Source organism: Spirilliplanes yamanashiensis (assembly GCF_016863475.1).
Classification (GTDB): Bacteria; Actinomycetota; Actinomycetes; order Mycobacteriales; family Micromonosporaceae; genus Spirilliplanes; species Spirilliplanes yamanashiensis.
On the sequence record NZ_BOOY01000014.1, the window covers coordinates 142703 to 160533 of the forward strand.

The 17831-nt window shown below is 73.3% G+C and carries 18 protein-coding genes; 14 read left to right on the forward strand and 4 right to left on the reverse strand.

Features of this window, described 5'->3' with window-relative positions; all coding sequences use genetic code 11:
• The first annotated feature begins 378 nt into the window (after positions 1–378).
• Genes purS through purL form a run of 3 tightly spaced genes read left to right on the forward strand, consistent with a single transcriptional unit; the run spans position 379 to position 4051 of the window.
• Entirely contained in the window at positions 379–645 is a 267-nt protein-coding gene (gene purS / locus Sya03_RS10600; protein WP_203938099.1) for a phosphoribosylformylglycinamidine synthase subunit PurS, read from the forward strand.
• Positions 642–1331: a phosphoribosylformylglycinamidine synthase subunit PurQ gene (purQ, locus tag Sya03_RS10605; protein ID WP_203938100.1), complete on the forward strand. Its 690-nt coding sequence runs from the start codon at positions 642–644 to the stop codon at positions 1329–1331. Before purS ends, purQ begins: the two co-directional genes overlap by 4 nt.
• Positions 1328–4051 (forward strand): phosphoribosylformylglycinamidine synthase subunit PurL, encoded by a 2724-nt coding sequence (gene purL / locus Sya03_RS10610; protein ID WP_203938054.1) that lies wholly within the window; start codon positions 1328–1330, stop codon positions 4049–4051. Before purQ ends, purL begins: the two co-directional genes overlap by 4 nt.
• Before the next feature lie 135 nt (positions 4052–4186).
• On the opposite strand, the gene Sya03_RS31515 is transcribed toward purL, so the two are convergent.
• A complete protein-coding gene (locus Sya03_RS31515) occupies positions 4187–5962 on the reverse strand; it encodes a carboxypeptidase-like regulatory domain-containing protein (protein ID WP_275411442.1) in 1776 nt (591 codons plus the stop codon).
• A gap of 210 nt (positions 5963–6172) precedes the next feature.
• On the opposite strand from Sya03_RS31515, the gene Sya03_RS30945 reads away from it, so the two are divergent.
• From Sya03_RS30945 to amcA, 5 genes are all read left to right on the forward strand, one after another.
• Entirely contained in the window at positions 6173–6502 is a 330-nt protein-coding gene (locus Sya03_RS30945) for a sterol carrier family protein (RefSeq protein WP_239107319.1), read from the forward strand.
• Positions 6503–6670: 168 nt separating this feature from the next.
• Positions 6671–8230: an amidophosphoribosyltransferase gene (gene purF / locus Sya03_RS10625; RefSeq protein ID WP_203938057.1), complete on the forward strand. Its 1560-nt coding sequence runs from the start codon at positions 6671–6673 to the stop codon at positions 8228–8230.
• 66 nt (positions 8231–8296) lie between these two features.
• Positions 8297–9448: a phosphoribosylformylglycinamidine cyclo-ligase gene (purM, locus tag Sya03_RS10630; protein WP_203938058.1), complete on the forward strand. Its 1152-nt coding sequence runs from the start codon at positions 8297–8299 to the stop codon at positions 9446–9448.
• Between the two features lie 224 nt (positions 9449–9672).
• Positions 9673–10776 (forward strand): cyclophane-forming radical SAM peptide maturase AmcB, encoded by a 1104-nt coding sequence (gene amcB, locus Sya03_RS10635; protein WP_203938101.1) that lies wholly within the window; start codon positions 9673–9675, stop codon positions 10774–10776.
• Positions 10745–10978 carry a multiple cyclophane-containing RiPP AmcA gene (amcA, locus tag Sya03_RS10640; RefSeq protein ID WP_203938059.1) on the forward strand — a complete coding sequence of 78 codons (234 nt, stop codon included), beginning with the start codon at positions 10745–10747 and terminating at the stop codon, positions 10976–10978. Before amcB ends, amcA begins: the two co-directional genes overlap by 32 nt.
• A 125-nt stretch (positions 10979–11103) precedes the next feature.
• Here the strand turns inward: amcA and Sya03_RS10645 are convergent, their stop codons facing one another.
• Together Sya03_RS10645 and Sya03_RS10650 are read right to left on the reverse strand one after the other, a co-directional pair.
• Complete coding sequence (locus Sya03_RS10645) at positions 11104–11316, reverse strand: DUF3073 domain-containing protein (protein ID WP_203938060.1); 213 nt, start codon at positions 11314–11316, stop codon at positions 11104–11106.
• A 142-nt stretch (positions 11317–11458) separates the two neighbouring features.
• The gene (locus Sya03_RS10650; RefSeq protein WP_203938061.1) at positions 11459–12538 is read right to left on the reverse strand and encodes a Glu/Leu/Phe/Val family dehydrogenase; all 1080 of its coding nucleotides are present in this window, start codon (positions 12536–12538) and stop codon (positions 11459–11461) included.
• A gap of 140 nt (positions 12539–12678) precedes the next feature.
• Here Sya03_RS10650 and Sya03_RS10655 point away from each other — a divergent pair, with 140 nt between their 5' ends.
• Together Sya03_RS10655 and Sya03_RS10660 are read left to right on the forward strand one after the other, a co-directional pair.
• Positions 12679–13518, forward strand: a complete 840-nt coding sequence (locus tag Sya03_RS10655; RefSeq protein WP_203938062.1) for a DUF8083 family protein — start codon at positions 12679–12681, stop codon at positions 13516–13518.
• Between the two features lie 271 nt (positions 13519–13789).
• On the forward strand, positions 13790–13999 hold the full coding sequence (locus Sya03_RS10660) for a BldC family transcriptional regulator (protein WP_203938063.1): 210 nt from the start codon (positions 13790–13792) through the stop codon (positions 13997–13999).
• Positions 14000–14058: 59 nt separating this feature from the next.
• Here Sya03_RS10660 and Sya03_RS10665 read toward each other — a convergent pair whose 3' ends face one another.
• A complete protein-coding gene (locus Sya03_RS10665; protein WP_203938064.1) occupies positions 14059–14448 on the reverse strand; it encodes a PPOX class F420-dependent oxidoreductase in 390 nt (129 codons plus the stop codon).
• Between the two features lie 26 nt (positions 14449–14474).
• Here Sya03_RS10665 and Sya03_RS10670 point away from each other — a divergent pair, with 26 nt between their 5' ends.
• From Sya03_RS10670 to Sya03_RS10685, 4 genes are all read left to right on the forward strand, one after another.
• The gene (locus tag Sya03_RS10670) at positions 14475–15245 is read left to right on the forward strand and encodes a class I SAM-dependent methyltransferase (RefSeq protein WP_203938065.1); all 771 of its coding nucleotides are present in this window, start codon (positions 14475–14477) and stop codon (positions 15243–15245) included.
• Complete coding sequence (locus Sya03_RS10675) at positions 15242–15781, forward strand: RNA 2'-phosphotransferase (RefSeq protein WP_239107308.1); 540 nt, start codon at positions 15242–15244, stop codon at positions 15779–15781. The genes Sya03_RS10670 and Sya03_RS10675 overlap by 4 nt, the downstream gene beginning before the upstream one ends.
• 115 nt (positions 15782–15896) lie before the next feature.
• A complete protein-coding gene (locus Sya03_RS10680) occupies positions 15897–16454 on the forward strand; it encodes a hypothetical protein (protein ID WP_203938066.1) in 558 nt (185 codons plus the stop codon).
• Positions 16451–17830 (forward strand): PrsW family intramembrane metalloprotease, encoded by a 1380-nt coding sequence (locus tag Sya03_RS10685; protein WP_239107310.1) that lies wholly within the window; start codon positions 16451–16453, stop codon positions 17828–17830. The genes Sya03_RS10680 and Sya03_RS10685 overlap by 4 nt, the downstream gene beginning before the upstream one ends.
• Position 17831: the final 1 nt, after the last annotated feature.

Below are 17831 nucleotides of genomic sequence, written 5' to 3' on the forward strand. Positions count from 1 at the left end.
GAGGCGAGGCGGCCGTTCGGGGGAGGGAGCGATCAGCCATCCGTAGCCCGAAACTAAGATGAACATCCATGCGTTTCAAGACCAACTGGGCCGGGCGGCGGTGCTCGCAGGGTCGTTGACCTGCGGTAACGCGCATTCAAATCGCTTCGCGGCGAATCGCCTCGCGAACCGGATCGCCGCTACGGTCCGTGACCGCCCCGGCGGCGCCGCCGGTCGGGGGTGTTCATGGTCACCCGCCGAGATTGCCTGCTCAGGGGTGGTGGAGTCGGGTGCGCGACACCGGCCCCCGAGTCGGGCCCGAAATTCACAGGGTAGGCTGCAACGGCTCGCCCCTTCGGGGTGCGCCCAACTGCGTACACCACAGTTCAGGGAGTGCCCGTGGCTCGCGTCGTCGTCGACGTCATGCTCAAGCCGGAGATCCTCGATCCGCAGGGCCAGGCGGTCGCGAACGCGCTGCCACGGCTCGGCGTCAGCGATGTCGCGTCCGTCCGCATCGGTCGCCGCATCGAGATCGAGTTCGCCGGAGACCCGGACCTCGACCGGGCTCGCGAGATTGCAGACAAGCTGCTCGCGAACCCCGTCATCGAGGACTTCACCATCCGCGTCGACGACGCCGCGGCCGTCCCCGCCACCGAGAGCGCCTGACCATGCGCATCGGTGTTGTCACGTTCCCCGGCTCGCTCGACGACGGGGACGCCGCCCGCGCCGCCCGGCTCGCCGGCGCCGAGGCCGTCCGCCTCTGGCACGGCGACCCCGAGCTGCACGGCGTCGACGCCGTGATCCTGCCCGGCGGCTTCTCCTACGGCGACTACCTGCGGTGCGGCGCCATCGCCCGGTTCGCGCCGGTCATGGAGTCGATCATCGACGCGGCCCGCGGCGGCATGCCCGTCCTCGGCATCTGCAACGGCTTCCAGGTCCTCTGCGAGGCCCACCTGCTGCCGGGTGCGCTCACCCGCAACCAGCACCTGCACTTCCGCAACCGCGACCAGTGGCTGCGCGTCGACACGGCCGGCACGGCGTGGACCGGCGAGTTCACCGCCGGCCAGGAGATCCTCATCCCGGTCAAGAACGGTGAGGGCTGCTACGTCGCCGACGAGCGCACCCTCGACGAGCTGGAGGCCGAGGGCCGCATCGTCGCGCGCTACGTGCGGGGCAACCCGAACGGCTCGCAGCGCGACATCGCCGCGATCACCAACGAGGCCGGCAACGTCGTCGGCATCATGCCGCACCCCGAGCACGCCGTCGAGGCGCTGACCGGGCCGTCGCTGGACGGCCTCGGCTTCTTCACCTCGGTCCTGCGTCACCTGGGCGACAGGGAGCTTGCACGATGACGACCCAGTCGGACACCGCGCCGGCCGAGGCCAAGTCCGGTTTCGCCGCCACCGACGTCCTCGTGACGTCCTACGACGGCGGCCCCGACACCGTCGAGCGGGCCGCCTCCACCGGCGACGAGCTGCAGCCGTTCGCCGAGCTGGGGCTCAAGGACGACGAGTACGACCGCATCCGCCAGATCCTCGGCCGCCGCCCCACCCAGTCCGAGCTGGCGATGTACTCGATCATGTGGAGCGAGCACTGCTCCTACAAGTCGAGCAAGGTGCACCTGCGCCAGTTCGGCGAGAAGGTCCCGCAGAACACCCGCATGCTGGCCGGCATCGGCGAGAACGCGGGCGTCGTGCAGATCTCCGACTCGCTCGCCGTCACGTTCAAGGTCGAGTCGCACAACCACCCGAGCTTCGTCGAGCCGTACCAGGGCGCGGCCACCGGTGTGGGCGGCATCGTCCGCGACATCCTCGCCATGGGCGCCCGCCCGATCGCGGTCATGGACCCGCTGCGCTTCGGCGCCGCGGACCACCCCGACACCGCGCGCGTGCTGCCCGGCGTCGTCGCCGGCATCGGCGGCTACGGCAACTGCCTCGGCCTGCCCAACATCGGCGGCGAGATCGTCTTCGACCCCTGCTACCAGGGCAACCCGCTGGTCAACGCGCTGAGCATCGGCCTGCTGCCGGTCGAGCGCCTGCAGAACAAGGCGGCCGCCGGCACCGGCAACGTCGTCGTGCTGCTCGGCGCCCGCACCGGCCGCGACGGCATCGGCGGCGTGTCCGTGCTCGCGTCCGCCACGTTCGACGAGGGCGCCGAGGGGCGCCGCCCGTCGGTGCAGGTCGGCGACCCGTTCATGGAGAAGCTGCTCATCGAGAGCTGCCTCGAGCTGTACGACGCCGGCCTCGTCGTCGGCATCCAGGACCTCGGCGGCGCCGGCCTCACCTGCGCCCTGACCGAGACCGCGGCCGCCGCCGGCACCGGCATGCGGGTGTGGCTGGAGCGCGTCCCGCTGCGCGAGGCGTCCATGAGCCCCACCGAGATCCTGGCCAGCGAGTCGCAGGAGCGCATGCTGCTCATCGTCGCGCCGGAGAAGCTCGACGAGGTGCTGCGCGTCGCCGACAAGTGGGGCGTGTGGGCCACCGCCATCGGCGAGGTCACCGCCCGCGAGCCCGACGGCACGCCCGGCCGCCTCGTCATCACCTGGAACGGCCACACCGTCGTCGACGTCCCGCCGGGCTCCCTGGCCGACGACGGCCCGGTGTACGCCCGCCCGCTGCGCGAGCCCGCCGACCTCATCCTGCTCCAGGCCGACCGCGCCGAGACGCTCCCGCGTCCGTCCACCCCGGACGAGATCCGCGAGACCCTGCTGCGCATGATCGCCTCGCCGAACCTGTGCAACAAGACGTGGGTCACCGAGCAGTACGACCGGTACGTGCTCGGCAACACGATCCTCGCCCAGCCGGAGGACGCGGGCATCCTGCGCATCGACGAGCGCACCGGGCTCGGCGTCGCGCTGGCCGTCGACGGCAACGGCCGCTACGCGCGGCTCGACCCGTACACCGGCGCCCGGCTCGCCCTCGCCGAGGCGTACCGCAACGTCGCCGTCACCGGCGCCACCCCGGTCGCCGTCACCGACTGCCTCAACTTCGGCTCGCCGGAGGACCCGGCCGTCATGTGGCAGTTCGCCGAGGCCGTCCGCGGCCTGGCGGACGGCTGCCAGCAGCTCGGCATCCCGGTGACCGGCGGCAACGTCTCCTTCTACAACCAGACGGGCGCCGCCGCGATCCACCCGACCCCGGTCGTGGGCGTCCTCGGCGTCCTCGACGACGTGTCGGCCCGCGTGCCGATGGGCTTCCGCCCCGCCACCGGCGACGGCGACCTGCTCTACCTGCTCGGCGAGACGCAGTGCGAGCTGTCCGGCTCCGAGTGGGCGTGGGTCACCCACGGCCACCTCGGCGGCCGCCCGCCCGCGGTCGACCTGGAGAAGGAGCGCGCGCTCGGCCTCGTCATGGCCCGCGCCGGCGCCACCGGCCTGGTCAGCTCCGCGCACGACCTGTCGGACGGCGGCCTCGCCCAGGCCCTCGTCGAGTCGTGCCTGCGCCGCAACGTGGGCGCCTCGGTCCACCTGCCCGACGGCCAGACCGAGTTCGTCAACCTGTTCAGCGAGTCCGCGGCGCGGGCGCTCGTCTCGGTGCCGCGCGGCCACGAGAAGGCGTTTCTGGCCCTGTGCTCCGAGCAGAACGTGCCGGTCGCGCTCCTCGGCACCACCACGGGAAACCCGGTCCTCGACATCGAGCACCTGTTCGCCATCAGCCTCGACGAACTCCGCGAGGCCTGGACGGCCACCCTGCCGAACCTGTTCGGCGCCGGCGCGGCCATCCCGGCGGACGGCGCCGTGGGCACCCTGAGCGCGGCTCCGTCGATCGCCGGCGGCACCACCGCGGAGGACGCGGACGCCACGCTCCCCGGCGCCGCGGCGTCGACGGTGGCGGCCACGGCCGCCGAGGTGGCGGAAGCGCAGGACGACGCACCTGCGGCGGACGCGCCCGACGTCCCGACGGCGGCCGACGAGCCGGTCGAGGCGGACGCCCCGGCCGACGAGCCCGCCACCGACGAGCCGGCCGAGCCGGCCGAGCAGGCCGACCCGGCGGCGACCGCCGGCGGCGAGGCGATCGACGCGGCGGACGCGGTGGCCGCCTCCGAGCAGGAGCAGGACCGCAAGGAGCAGTAAGGCAACAGCGACGCACGAACGGAGGCCCGTCACCGTCACGGTGGCGGGCCTCCGTCGTGCCGAGACGCCGCACCCGTGACGAACGACGAAGGCCCGCCACCGGAGCGGTGACGAGCCTTCTGCCGTGCCGTGCTGTCAGTCGTCGAGCCAGTCGAGGGAGCGGCGCTGGCCGCCCTGCGGCGGCGGACGGTCGTAGTCCTCGCGGTCGTAGCCGCCGCGGGGGCCCGGCTGCTGCGGCTGCTGCGGGTCGGGGGCGCCGCCGCCGTAGTAGCCGGTCTGCTCGTCGTAGCCGCCGCGCGGGGCGCCGTAGGGGCCGGGCTGCTGCGGCGGGGGCTGCGGGGGCTCGTAGCCGCCGCCGTACGCGCCGCTGCCCTGCGGGGGGCGGCCGTACGTGGTGGGCTCGTCGTAGCCGCCGGCCTGCGGGGCGCCGCCGCCGTAGGAGCCGGTGCCGCGCGCGCCGCCGTAGCCGCCGCCCGCGTCGATGCCGGCGCCGTAGCCGCCGCCCTGCGGGGCCGGGGGCTGCTCGTAGCCGCCGCCGTAGCCGCCGGAGCGGTACGGCTCGTCCGGGCGGACGCCGCCGCCGTACGTGCCGCCCTGCTGCGGGTAGGCGCCGCCGCGGTCCGGCTGGTACATGCCGGTCGGCTCCTCGTAGCGCTGCGGCGGCGCGGCGGGCGTGCCGTAGGTGGGGGCGGCCGGGGCGGCGCCGTACGGGCCGGCGGGCGGCTGGTTCCACGTCTGCGGGTGCGCGCCGGACACCGGGCGGGCCGGGGCGCCGTACGGGTCGGGGAACTCGTCGTCGGCCGGGACGGCCTGGTGCAGCATGGTCTGCGCGTTGGCCAGCGCCGGCGGGATGGCCGCGCCGCTGGTGACCATCGTCGCGTCGGGCGGCGGGAGACCGCCGGTGCGGGCGGCGACGCGGGTGGCGTCGGCGGCGCCGTACCGCTGCGCGGGGGCGGCGGCGGGTACGCCGGCCGGGGTCAGGCCCGGGTCGTCGTCGTCGCCGTCCTTCTCCTTGCGGCGCACGAACACCAGGATGATCGCGCCGATGCCGACGGCCACCAGCAGCGCGCCCGCGATGATGAAGACCAGCGACGACGAGCCCTCGTCGTCGCTCGCGGCCTGCAGCGCCGGGGCGCCCGTGGTGGCCTCGGGCACGACCTCTTCGACGACCTCCTCGGACGGCTCCAGGGTCGCCGAGGGGGTGGCGGTCGGGGTGGCGGTGGGCGTCGCGGCGGCACCCGCCAGGGTGAGGTTCGCGGTGACGCTGCGGCCGGCCTGGCCGTTGACCGACGTGGTGAAGACCGAGAAGCCGTCCTTGCGCGCGCCGATCTCGATGCGGCCGGGCGAGATGGGGTTCTGGTCGGTCGACGGGAACGAGTAGTTGCCGTCGCCGTCCGACGTCGTCTCGCCGCGGTGGCCGGCGGAGTCGCTGTAGGCGACGGTGGCGCCGGGGACGGCGGCGTTGAACTGGTCGCGCACGCGGCCCTTGATGCCGTCGATGCGCTGCACGGCGTCGGGCCCGCGGACGGTGATGCGGCGCGACGCCTTGCCGTCGTCGCCGCCGATCGCGGCGACGATCTGCACGGAGCCGTTCTTCTGATCACCGGGCTTGACGTCGCCGGCGACCAGGTCGACGACGTACGGCTTCGTCTGGTTGCCGTCGAAGCTTTCGGTGAAGTCGCACTGGCTGCCCGCGCAGGTCACGCCGTCGCCGGACACGACGATGTCGATCGACTGGGTCTGGGGGTCCTTGTTGGTGACCTGGAACGCCAGCTTGGTCGTCTCGCCGGCGCGCAGGCTGCCGTTCGCGCTGGTGATCGTCACGACCGGGTCGACGGCGGCATGGGCCGCGCCCGGAGCGAGCAGCAGGGAGCCGCCGACGACAGCCAGGAACACCCCGGCGCCGAACACCCGGGCTCGAGGGTGCCTTGTCAACGTCCACCGCCTCTCGGTCGCGTGGTCACCTGGCCGTTTCGAGCGCACCGAGGACCCACGCCACTACACCGTCGGCCACTATGCCTTGTCACACCGGTCCCGCGCGACCCAGGGGCGGTTCCTTATTTTGTCGGCGCGAGGTCGTATCGTCCCGGCGTGTCCTCTCCGCACAGTAAGTCCGCCGCGATCGAGGCCGTTCTGGCGGCGCTCGACGCCGGCGAGGAACCGCAGCGCCCCGCGCTGCGCGACGCCACCCGGGAGTTGCTGACGGCTCTGGCGCGGGCCGCGCCGGGGCGGTCGGTGGAGGTGCGGGTGCCGCCGTTCGGGGCTGTCCAATGTGTCGCCGGACCGCGACATACCCGTGGAACTCCCCCGAACGTGGTCGAAACGGACCCACTCACTTGGGTGACAGTCGCGACCGGGCGACAGGGATGGTCCGAGGCGGTCGCGAGCGGGAGGATCCGGGCGAGTGGAATACGCACCGACCTCGCTGCGTACCTACCTGTTGAACAGTGAGCCAACGGGCCGATCGGCGGGCGCGAAAGCGCTGATCGGAGGGTCGGCGACCGGAGGCGGGGACTCGTGATTCGCGTACACTGGGCCGCTGAGTGCGGATCCGGTGGCAGCGAAGCGCCGAGTCTTGAGACAGACCCGAGCACACACCACAGCACAAGGAGCTGACACGTGCCCCGAGGCGACGGCCGTCTGACCGACGATCTCGACCCACACGAGCGCGGACCCCAGGACGCCTGCGGCGTCTTCGGTGTCTGGGCACCGGGCGAGGAGGTCGCGAAGCTCACCTACTTCGGCCTGTACGCCCTGCAGCACCGCGGCCAGGAGGCCGCCGGCATCGCGGTCAGCGACGGTTCCGGCGTGGTGGTCTACAAGGACATCGGCCTGGTCGCCCAGGTCTTCGACGAGCCCACGCTCGCCAGCCTGCGCGGCCACCTCGCGATCGGGCACACCCGCTACTCGACGACCGGCGGCTCCAACTGGGAGAACGCGCAGCCGACGATCCGCGCCACCGCCGCCGGCACGACGATCGCGCTGGCCCACAACGGCAACCTGGTCAACACGGCCGAGCTGGCCCGCGAGGTCGCGGACCGCGGCATGACCGACCGCATGGCCACGAACGACACCGCGCTGGTCACGGCGCTGCTCGCGAGCCGCCCCGACCTGTCGGTCGAGGCGGCGGCGCTCGAGGTGCTGCCGACGCTGCGCGGCGCGTTCAGCTTCGTGTTCATGGACGAGACGACCCTGTACGCGGCCCGCGACGCCCAGGGCGTGCGCCCGCTGGTGCTGGGCCGCATGGAGCGCGGCTGGGCGGTGGCCAGCGAGACGGCCGCGCTGGACATCACCGGCGCCAGCTTCGTCCGCGAGGTGGAGCCGGGCGAGATCATCGCGATCGACGAGCACGGCCTGCGCTCGACGCGGTTCGCCGCGCCGGAGCCGAAGGGCTGCCTGTTCGAGTACGTGTACCTGGCCCGCCCCGACACCACCATCGCGGGCCGCAACATCTACTCGGCGCGGGTCGAGGTGGGCCGCAAGCTCGCCAAGGAGCACCCGGTCGAGGCCGACCTGGTGATCGGCGTGCCCGAGTCGGGCATCCCGGCCGCGATCGGCTACGCCGAGGCGTCGGGCATCCCGTACAGCGCGGGCTTCATGAAGAACGCGTACGTGGGCCGCACGTTCATCCAGCCGTCGCAGACGATCCGGCAGCTCGGCATCCGGCTGAAGCTGAACCCGCTGCGCGAGGTGGTGCGCGGCAAGCGCATCGTCGTCATCGACGACTCGATCGTGCGCGGCAACACCCAGCGCGCGCAGATCCGCATGCTGCGCGAGGCGGGGGCGCTGGAGGTGCACGTGCGCATCTCGTCGCCGCCGGTGCAGTGGCCGTGCTTCTACGGCATCGACTTCGCCACCCGGGCCGAGCTGATCGCGAACGGGCTCGACTCGGACGGCATCCGGCGCTCGATCGGCGCCGACTCGCTGGGCTATGTGTCGCTCGACGGCCTCGTCTCGGCCACCGAGCAGCCGCGCACCCGGCTCTGCATGGCCTGCTTCGACGGCAACTACCCGATCGAGCTGCCCGCGGGCAACCTGATCGGCAAGCACGTCCTCGAGGGGGTCGGCCGGCGCGCCGAGCTCCCCGAGCCCACGGTGGCGGAGCAGGTCTCCGACCGCACCGGTGCGGAGCACCTCGTCGGGAGTCCCGGCGGGGGCGACGCGCTCCATCGGCCCTAGCCGTACAGTCGTACGGCGACATACAGCCCGGCGACGGCCGGGAGCGTGGATACAAAGGGGAGAACCGTGACGCATGTGTCCGAGCGCGGCAGCGCCGGGTCGAGTGGCGCCGACGGCGGGGACAAGCTGCCCTGGTCGGCCGGGATCGGCCGGGCGGGCCGCAAGCGCACCGTCACGTACGCCGACGCGGGCGTCTCCATCCACGCGGGTGAGCGCGCGGTGGAGCTGCTGAAGTCGAAGGTGAAGAAGACGACCCGGCCCGAGGTGATGGGCGACCTGGGTGGCTTCGCCGGCCTCTTCAAGCTCGACATGACGAAGTACAAGAACCCGATCCTCTCGGCGTCGACGGACGGCGTGGGCACCAAGCTGGTGATCGCGCAGCAGCTCGACATCCACGACACGGTGGGCATCGACCTGGTCGCGATGGTCGTCGACGACCTGGTGGCGTGCGGCGCCGAGCCGCTGTTCCTGCTCGACTACATCGCCTGCGGCGAGGTCGTGCCGGACAAGGTCGCCGAGATCGGCGCGGGCATCGCCGACGGCTGCCGGTACGCGGGCTGCGCGCTGCTGGGCGGCGAGACGGCGGAGCACCCGGGCGTGCTGCGCCCGGACGAGTACGACGTGTCGGCGACGGGCGTCGGCGTGGTCGAGGAGTCCGAGATCCTGGGCCGTGACCGGGTCGAGGTCGGCGACGTGGTCATCGCGATGCGCTCGTCGGGCCTGCACTCGAACGGCTACTCGCTGGTCCGGCACGTGCTGCTGGGCGCGGGCCGGATGCGCCTGGACACGGTCGTCGACGACCTGGGCCGGCAGCGCACCCTCGGCGAGGAGCTGCTGACCCCGACCAAGATCTACGCCAAGGACTGCCTCGGGCTCATGGAGGAGACCGAGCTGCGCGCCCTGGCCCACGTGACCGGCGGCGGCATCCCGGGCAACCTGGTCCGCATCCTGCCGGACCACGTGGACGCGATCGTCAACCGCTCGACGTGGCGCCCGCAGAGCATCTTCGACCTGATCCAGGCGAAGGGCCGCATCGAGGACGTCGAGATGGAGGCCACGTTCAACATGGGCGTGGGCATGTTCGCGATCGTCTCGGCCAACGACGCCGACCGCGCGATGGCGTACCTGACCGGTCGCGGCATCGAGGCGTGGCAGGTGGGCGAGGTCATCGAGGGCACCGGCCAGGTGCAGATGATCGGCCAGCACACCCGCGGCTGATATTCCCGTCACTGTGTGAAATGATCCGCGTACGTCGATGTCTGGCGTACGCGGATCATTGTCGTGTGCCCAGGTGGTGGCCGGGACCGGCCGTGTCCGCCTAGCCTGGGGCGGTGACCACCGGGCCCAGCGGTGGTCGGCGGGGCACGCTGGGGTGTCCACGGCGGGGAGGGTACGAACGCGTGTCGCAACAGCCGGAGGGGCCCGTGAACGCCCCGCTCGGCATGCGCGGGATCGCGGCGGTCCCCACGTACGTGGTCATGCAGCCCACGACCCTCTGCAACCTCGACTGCACGTACTGCTACCTGCCGTTCCGCAAGGTCGACCAGCGGATGCCGGTGGCCGTGGCGCGCCGGGTGGCGGAGGCCGCCAACCGGTGGGCGGCCGGCGGCCGGTTCTCGGTGGTGTGGCACGGCGGCGAGCCGATGACGGCCGGCCGGGAGCACCTGGCGGCCCTGATGGCGCCGTTCGACCCGGCCGTGGAGCACCACATCCAGACCAACGCGACCCTGATCGACGACGCCTGGTGCGCGTTCTTCGCCGAGCGCGGCGTCCGGGTCAGCATCAGCGTCGACGGCCCGCGCGAGCGCAACGGCGAACGCGTCAACCTGGCGGGCTGCCCGGCGTACGACCGGATCGCCCGCGGCGTCGAGCGGCTGCGCGCGCACGGCATCCCGTTCTCGGCGCTGTGCGTGGTGGGCCGCCCGGAGCCGGGGCTGGCCACCGAGCTGTACGCCTACTTCCTGGAGCTGGGCTGCGAGGTCCTCGGGCTGAACATCGAGGAGCAGGAGGGCGTCAACACCCGCGCCAACGGCCATCCGGCGGAGCTGGTCACCGGCTTCTGGTCGGAGCTGGTGGCGGCGTGGCGCCGCGACCCGCGCATCCACCTGCGCGAGGTCGAGTGGTCGCTGCGGTACGCGGCGGCGGTGCTGGACGGCACGGACGCGGGCCTGCTGCCGAGCCGGCTGGACCCGATCCCGACGGTCGCGCACGACGGCTCGGTCGTCCTGCTGTCACCGGAGCTGGCCGGGTTCACCGACCCCCGCTACGGCGACTTCGCCAGCGGCAACGTGCTGACCACCCCGTTGGGGGACATCCTGGCGGGCGCGGCCGGCACCCCGTGGATCGCCGAGTTCCTGACCGGCGTGGAGGCCTGCCGGGCGACCTGCCCGTACTTCGGCTTCTGCGGCGGCGCGCACGCCGCCAACCGCTACTTCGAGCACGGCCGGTTCGACACCACGGTCACCGATCACTGCCGCAACAGCAAGATGCGGCTCCTGGAGGGAGTCCTCGATCATGCCCGAGACCACCAGCCCACACACGTCTGAGCGCACGGCGGAGCGCCCGGAGGGGCTGTTAGCGCGGGTGCGCGGGGCCCGGGCCGGGTTGACGGCGTTGCTGGCCGAGGCGGACGACGCCCGTCAGGCGCGCGAGGAGGCCGACGCGCGGACCGCCGACTCGGCCGTCTGCGCGTGGAACCACTTCGAGAACATCCCCACGTTCTACAACTGGAACAACCGCCCGCGCTGAGGCGCGGCACGAACGGTGCCCGCGCGGCGTAGGCCGCGCGGGCTCAGTCGTGGTGCTGACGGAACGGGAAGCCCGCACACGATCGAGCACGCGGTGTGTGGCCGCGTGCTCGATGAGCAGCAGGATCAGTAGGCCCGTGGAGGGACCCAGGTGTCCTCGTCGTCTGTGTCCTCGTCGTCGTCTACAGGGTCTTTGTAGTCGTCGTCGAAGTCACGGTCCGATTTTCCGGACGAACCCGCCAACTCGCGCTGCAAGGCGGTGAGGTCGGTGTTCGGGGTGTGATATTTCAACTCCCGTGCCACCTTCGTCTGCTTGGCCTTAGCACGGCCGCGCCCCATGGCTCGACCCCCTCGCACAGAATTCGGGGCAGCCCGAAGGCGGGCCCCGATGACGTCAGGCATCTCTCGTGGGTCTTACGGTACATGCCGCATGCCCCCTTCGACACCTCGGGTTATCCGCGTCGCACACTGCGCGTCGCGGTCACCCCAGGTGGATCGATCGGAGGCGTCCCACCTCCACCATGCGCCGCTCGGCGAGCCGGTCGGCGGCCACCGCGGGCGGCACGCCGTCGGCGTCGGCCAGCTGGAGGATGGTGCGGGTCGTGTCGAAGATCCGGGTGGCGCGCAGCTTCGCCCGGTCGAAGTCGAAGCCCTCGATCTCGTCGGCGACCTGGATGACGCCGCCCGCGTTGACCAGGTAGTCCGGGGTGTAGAGGATGCCCCGCTCGACCAGCGACTTCTCGATGCCGGGGTGGGCGAGCTGGTTGTTGGCGCCGCCCGTGACGACCCGGGCCCGCAGGGCCGCGACCGTGTCGTCGTCGAGCGCCCCGCCCAGCGCGCACGGCGCGTACACGTCGATGTCGGAGGTGATCAGCGCGGTCGTGTCGGCCACCAGGTCGATCTGGGGGTGCGTGATGCGGGCCCACTCCAGCGCGGCCTCGCTGACGTCAGTGGCCACGACCGAGGCGCCGTCGGACAGCAGGTGACCGGCGAGGTACTTGCCGACCTTGCCGAGGCCGGCGATGCCGACGCGGCGCCCGGCCAGCGTGGGGCTGCCCCACACGTGTTCGGCGGCGGCCCGCATGCCCTGGAAGACGCCCCAGGCGGTGAGGATCGAGGAGTCGCCGGCGCCGCCGTGCTCGACGCTGCGGCCGGTGACGAACCGGGTCTCGCGGGCGATCACATCCATGTCGGGGACGTAGGTGCCGACGTCGCAGGCGGTGTAGTAGCGGCCGCCCAGCGACTGCACGAACCGGCCGTACGCGCGCAGCAGCGCCTCGCTCTTGAGCTGCGCCGGGTCGCCCCAGATGACCGCCTTGCCGCCGCCCAGGTCGAGGCCGGCCAGGGCGTTCTTGTACGCCATCGCGCGCGACAGGTGCAGGACGTCGCGGAGCGCGTCCTCCTCCGTCGCGTACGGGTAGAAGCGGGTGCCGCCGAGGGCGGGCCCGAGCGCGGTGGAGTAGATGCCGATGATCGCCTTGAGCCCGGTGTGCCGGTCCTGGCAGAACACGACCTGCTCGTGCCCGGCGGCGTCGGGCCCGTCGTCGACGAAGACACTCATGACTGCTCCCTGATCCTGTGTGGCCCTCGTGGGGCGCGCCTCGCGGAAGATCGTCCGGCGGGGGTGGTGCCGGCACGTCCCCGAGCCTAGTGCGCGTCGGCGTTCGTCAGTGCGGCCCGGCGCGTGAAAGGATCGGCGGCGTGCCGTCGCTGTTCGCTTCGTACCTGCGGGTCTACGAGCCGTTGACCGCGTTCGACCGGGAGCGCCAGACGTTCTGGCGTGCGTACGCCCGGGAGGGACGCGCCGCCGGCCCGGTGGAGGGACCCCTGCGCCAGCGCACGGCCGTCCTCGAGGCGCTGGGCGCGGGCTGGACCCGGCTGCCCGACCTGCCCGACGAGGCGTACGTGCTGCAGGACGAGGACACGCTGCTGGTGTGCCCGTGGAACCTGCGCCTGCGGGTGGCGGAGGCCGCCCTGAACGCCCGCGACGGGGTGCCGTCGGTGCTGGCCGACGCGTTCGTGCCGCCGGTGCTGGCGGGCCAGGCCAAGGCCATCGTGGAGGACTGGCGCTCGGGGGCGAACGTGCTGGAGCACGGGGTGCCGCGGGTGCACGAGCAGGTCGCGACGTGGGGCGTGCCGCTGCGCTGGTTCGCGTTCGTCGGGCTGGAGGAGCGGGAGCTGATCCTCACCGACAGCGACCGCACGCTTCGGTACCGCACGGACATCTCGAAGGCCCGCCGGCGGGCGCACCGGGCGGTGTCGGTGCTGCGCAAGTCGCTGGGCGACGCCCCGATCACGGAGGCGGTCGAGGAGGGCGCCCGGTGGCTCGAGGAGTTCCACCCGCGCTCGGTGGTGGAGCTGGACTACGGCGGTCTGGTCAACCTGCTGCCGGACGCGGACCTGAAGGACGACGACTCGCCGGGTCTGGTGCTCGCGGGCATCGGCGCGCTGTCGCGCGGCGACGGCGACGCGGCGACCGAGGCGTACGAGAAGCTGGTCGCCCGGTGGCGCGCGGTGCAGTTGCTGGAGCGCTGCAACTGATTCGGACAGCTCGGCACGGACAGGTCGTTACTGGGCGCAGACAAAACGAACACTCTTCGTAATCACGCTCCTCCAGAGCGTGATTTTGGTTCTAAAAGGTACGCTTTCCGGCGTAGAATATATGGCATAACCGGACATGCTTCGTCCATCCGACTAGGGACCTTCGTCCGTTCGGGCCATGTCGGACATCAGGGACTCACCGGAGCATGAGAGACGCACCGGCCGGCGGGACCCCGGCCGATGTCTTTAGGTACCTGTGGAGGAGTGACCGATGGCATCGCGTACCCACGATCCAGAGCCGCTGTTGACGCCGGCCGAGGTCGCGTCGATGTTCCGCGTCGACCCGAAGACCGTGACCCGGTGGGCCAAGGCGGGCAAGCTCAGCGCCATCCGAACGCTGGGTGGCCACCGTCGCTACCGGGAGTCGGAGGTTCGGGCGCTGCTGCAGGGGCAGATTCCCTCGCAGCGGACCGGCGACTGACGCCGTACCAGGGCAGCAGACACAAGGGCGAGGCCGCGGGCGACCGCGGCCTCGCCCTGTCACGCCAGGGTGATGTAAATGCCCACGGTCGTGTCCAGCGGGCTGCGGAAGCGGCGGCGCAGCCGGCCGCCGAGCAGCGTCATCCGCGCCTGGAAGCCGTACTTGGCGACGAGCAGCCGCAGCACGCGCGGCATCTCCTCGCGGGACGTCACGCGCGCGGTGCCCTCGACGGGCGGGCCGGCGACGCGGCCGCGCACGTCGCACGGCGCCACCAGCACCCGAGGGTCGCGCCGCACCCGCCTGACCTTCCACGCGTCGGCCGCGGACCACACCAGCAGGCGGTCGCCGTCGCGCAGCACCCACACCGGCGTCGGGCGTCCCGTGCCGTCCTTCTTGAAGGTCGTCAGCGACACGTACCGGCTTGCCGAGAGTTCGTCGAGGGCGCTCACGACCGCAGACTACTAGCGTCGTGACCATGGTCGAAGAACCGCGCGTCGGGGACGTCTTCGGGGAGGTCGTGCGCGACGCGTACGCCGTGCACACCGGCATCGGCCCGCGGCCGCTCGCGGGCGGGCGGCTGCCCCGCCCGGTCATCGAGATCATCGAGCGCGACGACGGCCTCATCAACGGCGCGCCCGCCGCGCACTACCTCGACCCGCCCGAGGCGTGGCAGCCGCACGACCACCGGGCGCTGGCCCGGGTCCGCGGCCGCATCCTCGACGTGGGCGCCGGCGCCGGGCGCATCGCCCTCGACCTGCAACGCCGCGGGTACGACGTCACCGGCCTGGACATCTCGCCCGGCGCGATCGCCGTCGCCCGGCACCGCGGCCTGGAGCAGACGTTCCTCGGCACCGTCGACGAGCACCGCGGCGCCGAGTACGACACGTTCCTCTTCCTCGGCAACAACCTCGGGCTGTTCGAGAGCCGGGAACGGGCCCCGCGCCTGCTGGCCGCCCTCGCCGCCATCGCCCGGCCGGGCGCGCAGATCATCGCCCACGGCACCGACCCGTACGGCACCACCGACCCGGTGCACGTCGCCTACCACCGGCGCAACCGCGAGCGCGGGCGGCTCGGCGGGCAGCTGCGACTACGCCTGCGGTACCGGGAAATCGCTACCGACTGGTTCGACTACCTGGTGTGCTCGGTGGCGGAGTTGCGCACGCTCGTCGCCGGCACGCCCTGGCGCCTCGCCGACGTCGACGACGCCGACCGTCCCTACTACCTCGCGACATTGGAACTACCGTGACACCAGACCAGATCCGGCTCAGCAAGCGGATCTCCCGCGTGCTCCGGCACGCCCCCGAGAGCGCCGGCCTCACCCTCGACCCGCAGGGCTGGGTGCCCGTCGCCGACCTGCTCGCCGCCCTGCGGATCAGCCGCGACCGGCTCGACGCGGTGGTGGCCGGCAACGACACGCAGCGCTTCGCCGTCGAGCCCGGGCCCGGCGGCGCCGACCGCATCCGGGCCAGCCAGGGCCACTCCGCGCGGGTCGGCATCGACCTCGGGCTGGCCCCCGCCACCCCGCCCGCGGTGCTGTTGCACGGCACCCCGGCCGTCAACCTGCCGTCGATCCGCGCCGCGGGGCTGGTGCCGGGCCGGCGGCAGCACGTGCACCTGTCGGCGGACGAGGCCACCGCCCGGCGGGTCGGCGGGCGGCGCAGCGGCGACGTGGCGGTGCTGACCGTGCGGGCCGGCGACCTGGCCGCGGCCGGGCACGTCTTCCACCGCAGCGCGAACGGCGTGTGGCTCACGGCGGCCGTGCCGGCGGCGTACCTGCGCTGATCCATTCTGTCCCACCGGCCCGGCCCGCACCACCGGTCACGCGTCGCCGCGCACGCTGTGCCAGGGCTGGCCGGAACCGCCCACTTCGACCCGATGCGGCCGTTAGCGTCGAAGCATGGTGCGGCGTCGGCAGCTGGCGAGTCTGCTCGCCGGGCTCGTCCTGGCAGCGGTTCTCGGGCTCATCGCGTACGGGCTGCCGGCCATCGACCGGGCCCTGCCGAGCAGCGAGCCCGTGCCCGCCGGCCGGCCGTACGACGTCGGCGGCGGCGTCACGCTCGTCCCGCCCGCCGGTGCCCTGGTCGACCTGACCCGGACCCGCCCCGCCGCCGACCGCGGCACCGCCGTCTTCCTGCTCGGCGCCGTCCGGTACGCCGTCACCGTCGCCCCGTTCGACGGCGGGCTGACCGCCGCCGCCGACCGGCTGCGCGCGCGGATCACCGCCACCGCCGGCTACCAGGTGACCGGCGCCGAGAGCACCGTCGCCACCGCCGGCGGCGTCACCGGCATCCAGGGCGGCTACACCGCGCCCGGCCGGGCCGGCCGGTACGCCGTCTTCCTCGCCGACGAGGTGGCCGTCGAGGTCACCGTCAGCGGCACCGACCTGGAGCTCGCCGACGCCCTGCCCCGCATCGAGGCCGCCACCGGCTCGATCCGCCGCGGGGACGCGTCGTGACCGCCGTCGCCGGCGCCCCGCAGCGGGCCGGGACCGCCGCGCCCGGGCGCCGCCGCGCCACCCGCACGTCGCCGGTGCGGCCCAGCGGCGCCGACACCCGGCTCACGCTCGCCCAGCTGCCCGCGTTCTGGGTGGTCGTCGCCCTCATCGCCGCCGGGGCGGTGACGATGGGCGGCGTCGGCTGGGAGTTCCTCACCACGTACCCGGCGGCGTTCATCGTCGCCGCGGTGCTGTTCGCCCTGTACGCGGTGCCGTTCTGGTTGTTCGTCTCCGAGCTGGACTACCTGGAGCGGGAGCCGCCGCTGCTGCAGGCCGTCGCGTTCGCCTGGGGCGGGCTGGTGGCCACCTCCGTGGCCATCGCCGGCAACACCGCCGTGCAGGACATCATCGCCAAGCTGGGCTCGCCGGCGCTCGCCGCGACCTGGGGGCCCGCCACGGCCGGGCCGGCGCTGGAGGAGATCACCAAGACGCTCGGCGTGGTCGCGATCGTGCTCATCGCCCGCGGCCAGGTCAACAGCGTCCTCGACGGCGTCGTCTACGGCGCCCTCGTCGGGCTGGGCTTCCAGATCGTCGAGAACGTCGTCTTCGCGATGGGCGCGGTCGCCGCGTCCGGCCAGGGCGACGCGATCGGGCCGGTCGTCACCACGTTCCTGCTGCGCGGCTTCCTCGCCGGGCTGTGGAGCCACACCCTGTTCGGCGCGCTCGCCGGGGCGGGCATCGGCTACCTCGTGGTGCGCACCGACCGGCGGCTGCGGACGCGCGTCGGGGTCGCCGTGATGGCCGTCCTGGGCGCCTGGCTCAGCCACTTCCTGTGGAACGCCCCGATCCTCGGCGACGGCTTCGGCAACGGCGCGGTGGCCGTGCTCGTCGTGCTGCTGCTCAAGGGGCTGCCGCCGCTGCTGCTGGTGCTGCTGCTCATCCGCTCGGCGCACGACCGGGAGGCCGACTACTACGTCAGCCAACTCGTCGACCTGAACGACCCCGAGGTCGTGACGCCCCGGGAGCTGCGCGCCCTCGCCGCGGGCTCGCGCCGGGCCGGCGCGCGCTGGCACGCCCGGTCCCGCGCCGGCCACCAGGCCTATCTGGCGGTACGGCGGCTCCAGCGCGCCCAGGCGCAGCTGGCGGTGGCGGTCAGCCGGGCGCAGTTGGGCGCCGTGTCGGCCGCGCCGGGCGCCGCGCACCTGCGCGGGGCGGTGCGCCGGCACCGGGCCGAGGTGCTGCGCCAGCGGGCGGTGCTGCGCCGGCTCGGCCACCCCGAGGCGTACGCGCCGGCCGACCAGCCCGGCCCGTGGCGGCGTACCGGCGGGCGGATCGGGCTGGTCGTGCTGGCGGTCGCGGTGGTGTGGGCGGCGGTCAGCGCCCTCGGCGGCGCCTGAG

Coding starts and splice junctions, on each gene's coding strand:
- purL (WP_203938054.1), top strand. CDS start 1,328: ATGACGACCCAGTCGGACACCGCGCCGGCCGAGGCCAAGTCCGGTTTC.
- amcB (WP_203938101.1), top strand. CDS start 9,673: ATGCGCGGGATCGCGGCGGTCCCCACGTACGTGGTCATGCAGCCCACG.
- amcA (WP_203938059.1), top strand. CDS start 10,745: ATGCCCGAGACCACCAGCCCACACACGTCTGAGCGCACGGCGGAGCGC.
- Sya03_RS10645 (WP_203938060.1), bottom strand. CDS start 11,316: ATGGGGCGCGGCCGTGCTAAGGCCAAGCAGACGAAGGTGGCACGGGAG.
- Sya03_RS10650 (WP_203938061.1), bottom strand. CDS start 12,538: ATGAGTGTCTTCGTCGACGACGGGCCCGACGCCGCCGGGCACGAGCAG.
- Sya03_RS10660 (WP_203938063.1), top strand. CDS start 13,790: ATGGCATCGCGTACCCACGATCCAGAGCCGCTGTTGACGCCGGCCGAG.
- Sya03_RS10670 (WP_203938065.1), top strand. CDS start 14,475: ATGGTCGAAGAACCGCGCGTCGGGGACGTCTTCGGGGAGGTCGTGCGC.
- Sya03_RS10680 (WP_203938066.1), top strand. CDS start 15,897: ATGGTGCGGCGTCGGCAGCTGGCGAGTCTGCTCGCCGGGCTCGTCCTG.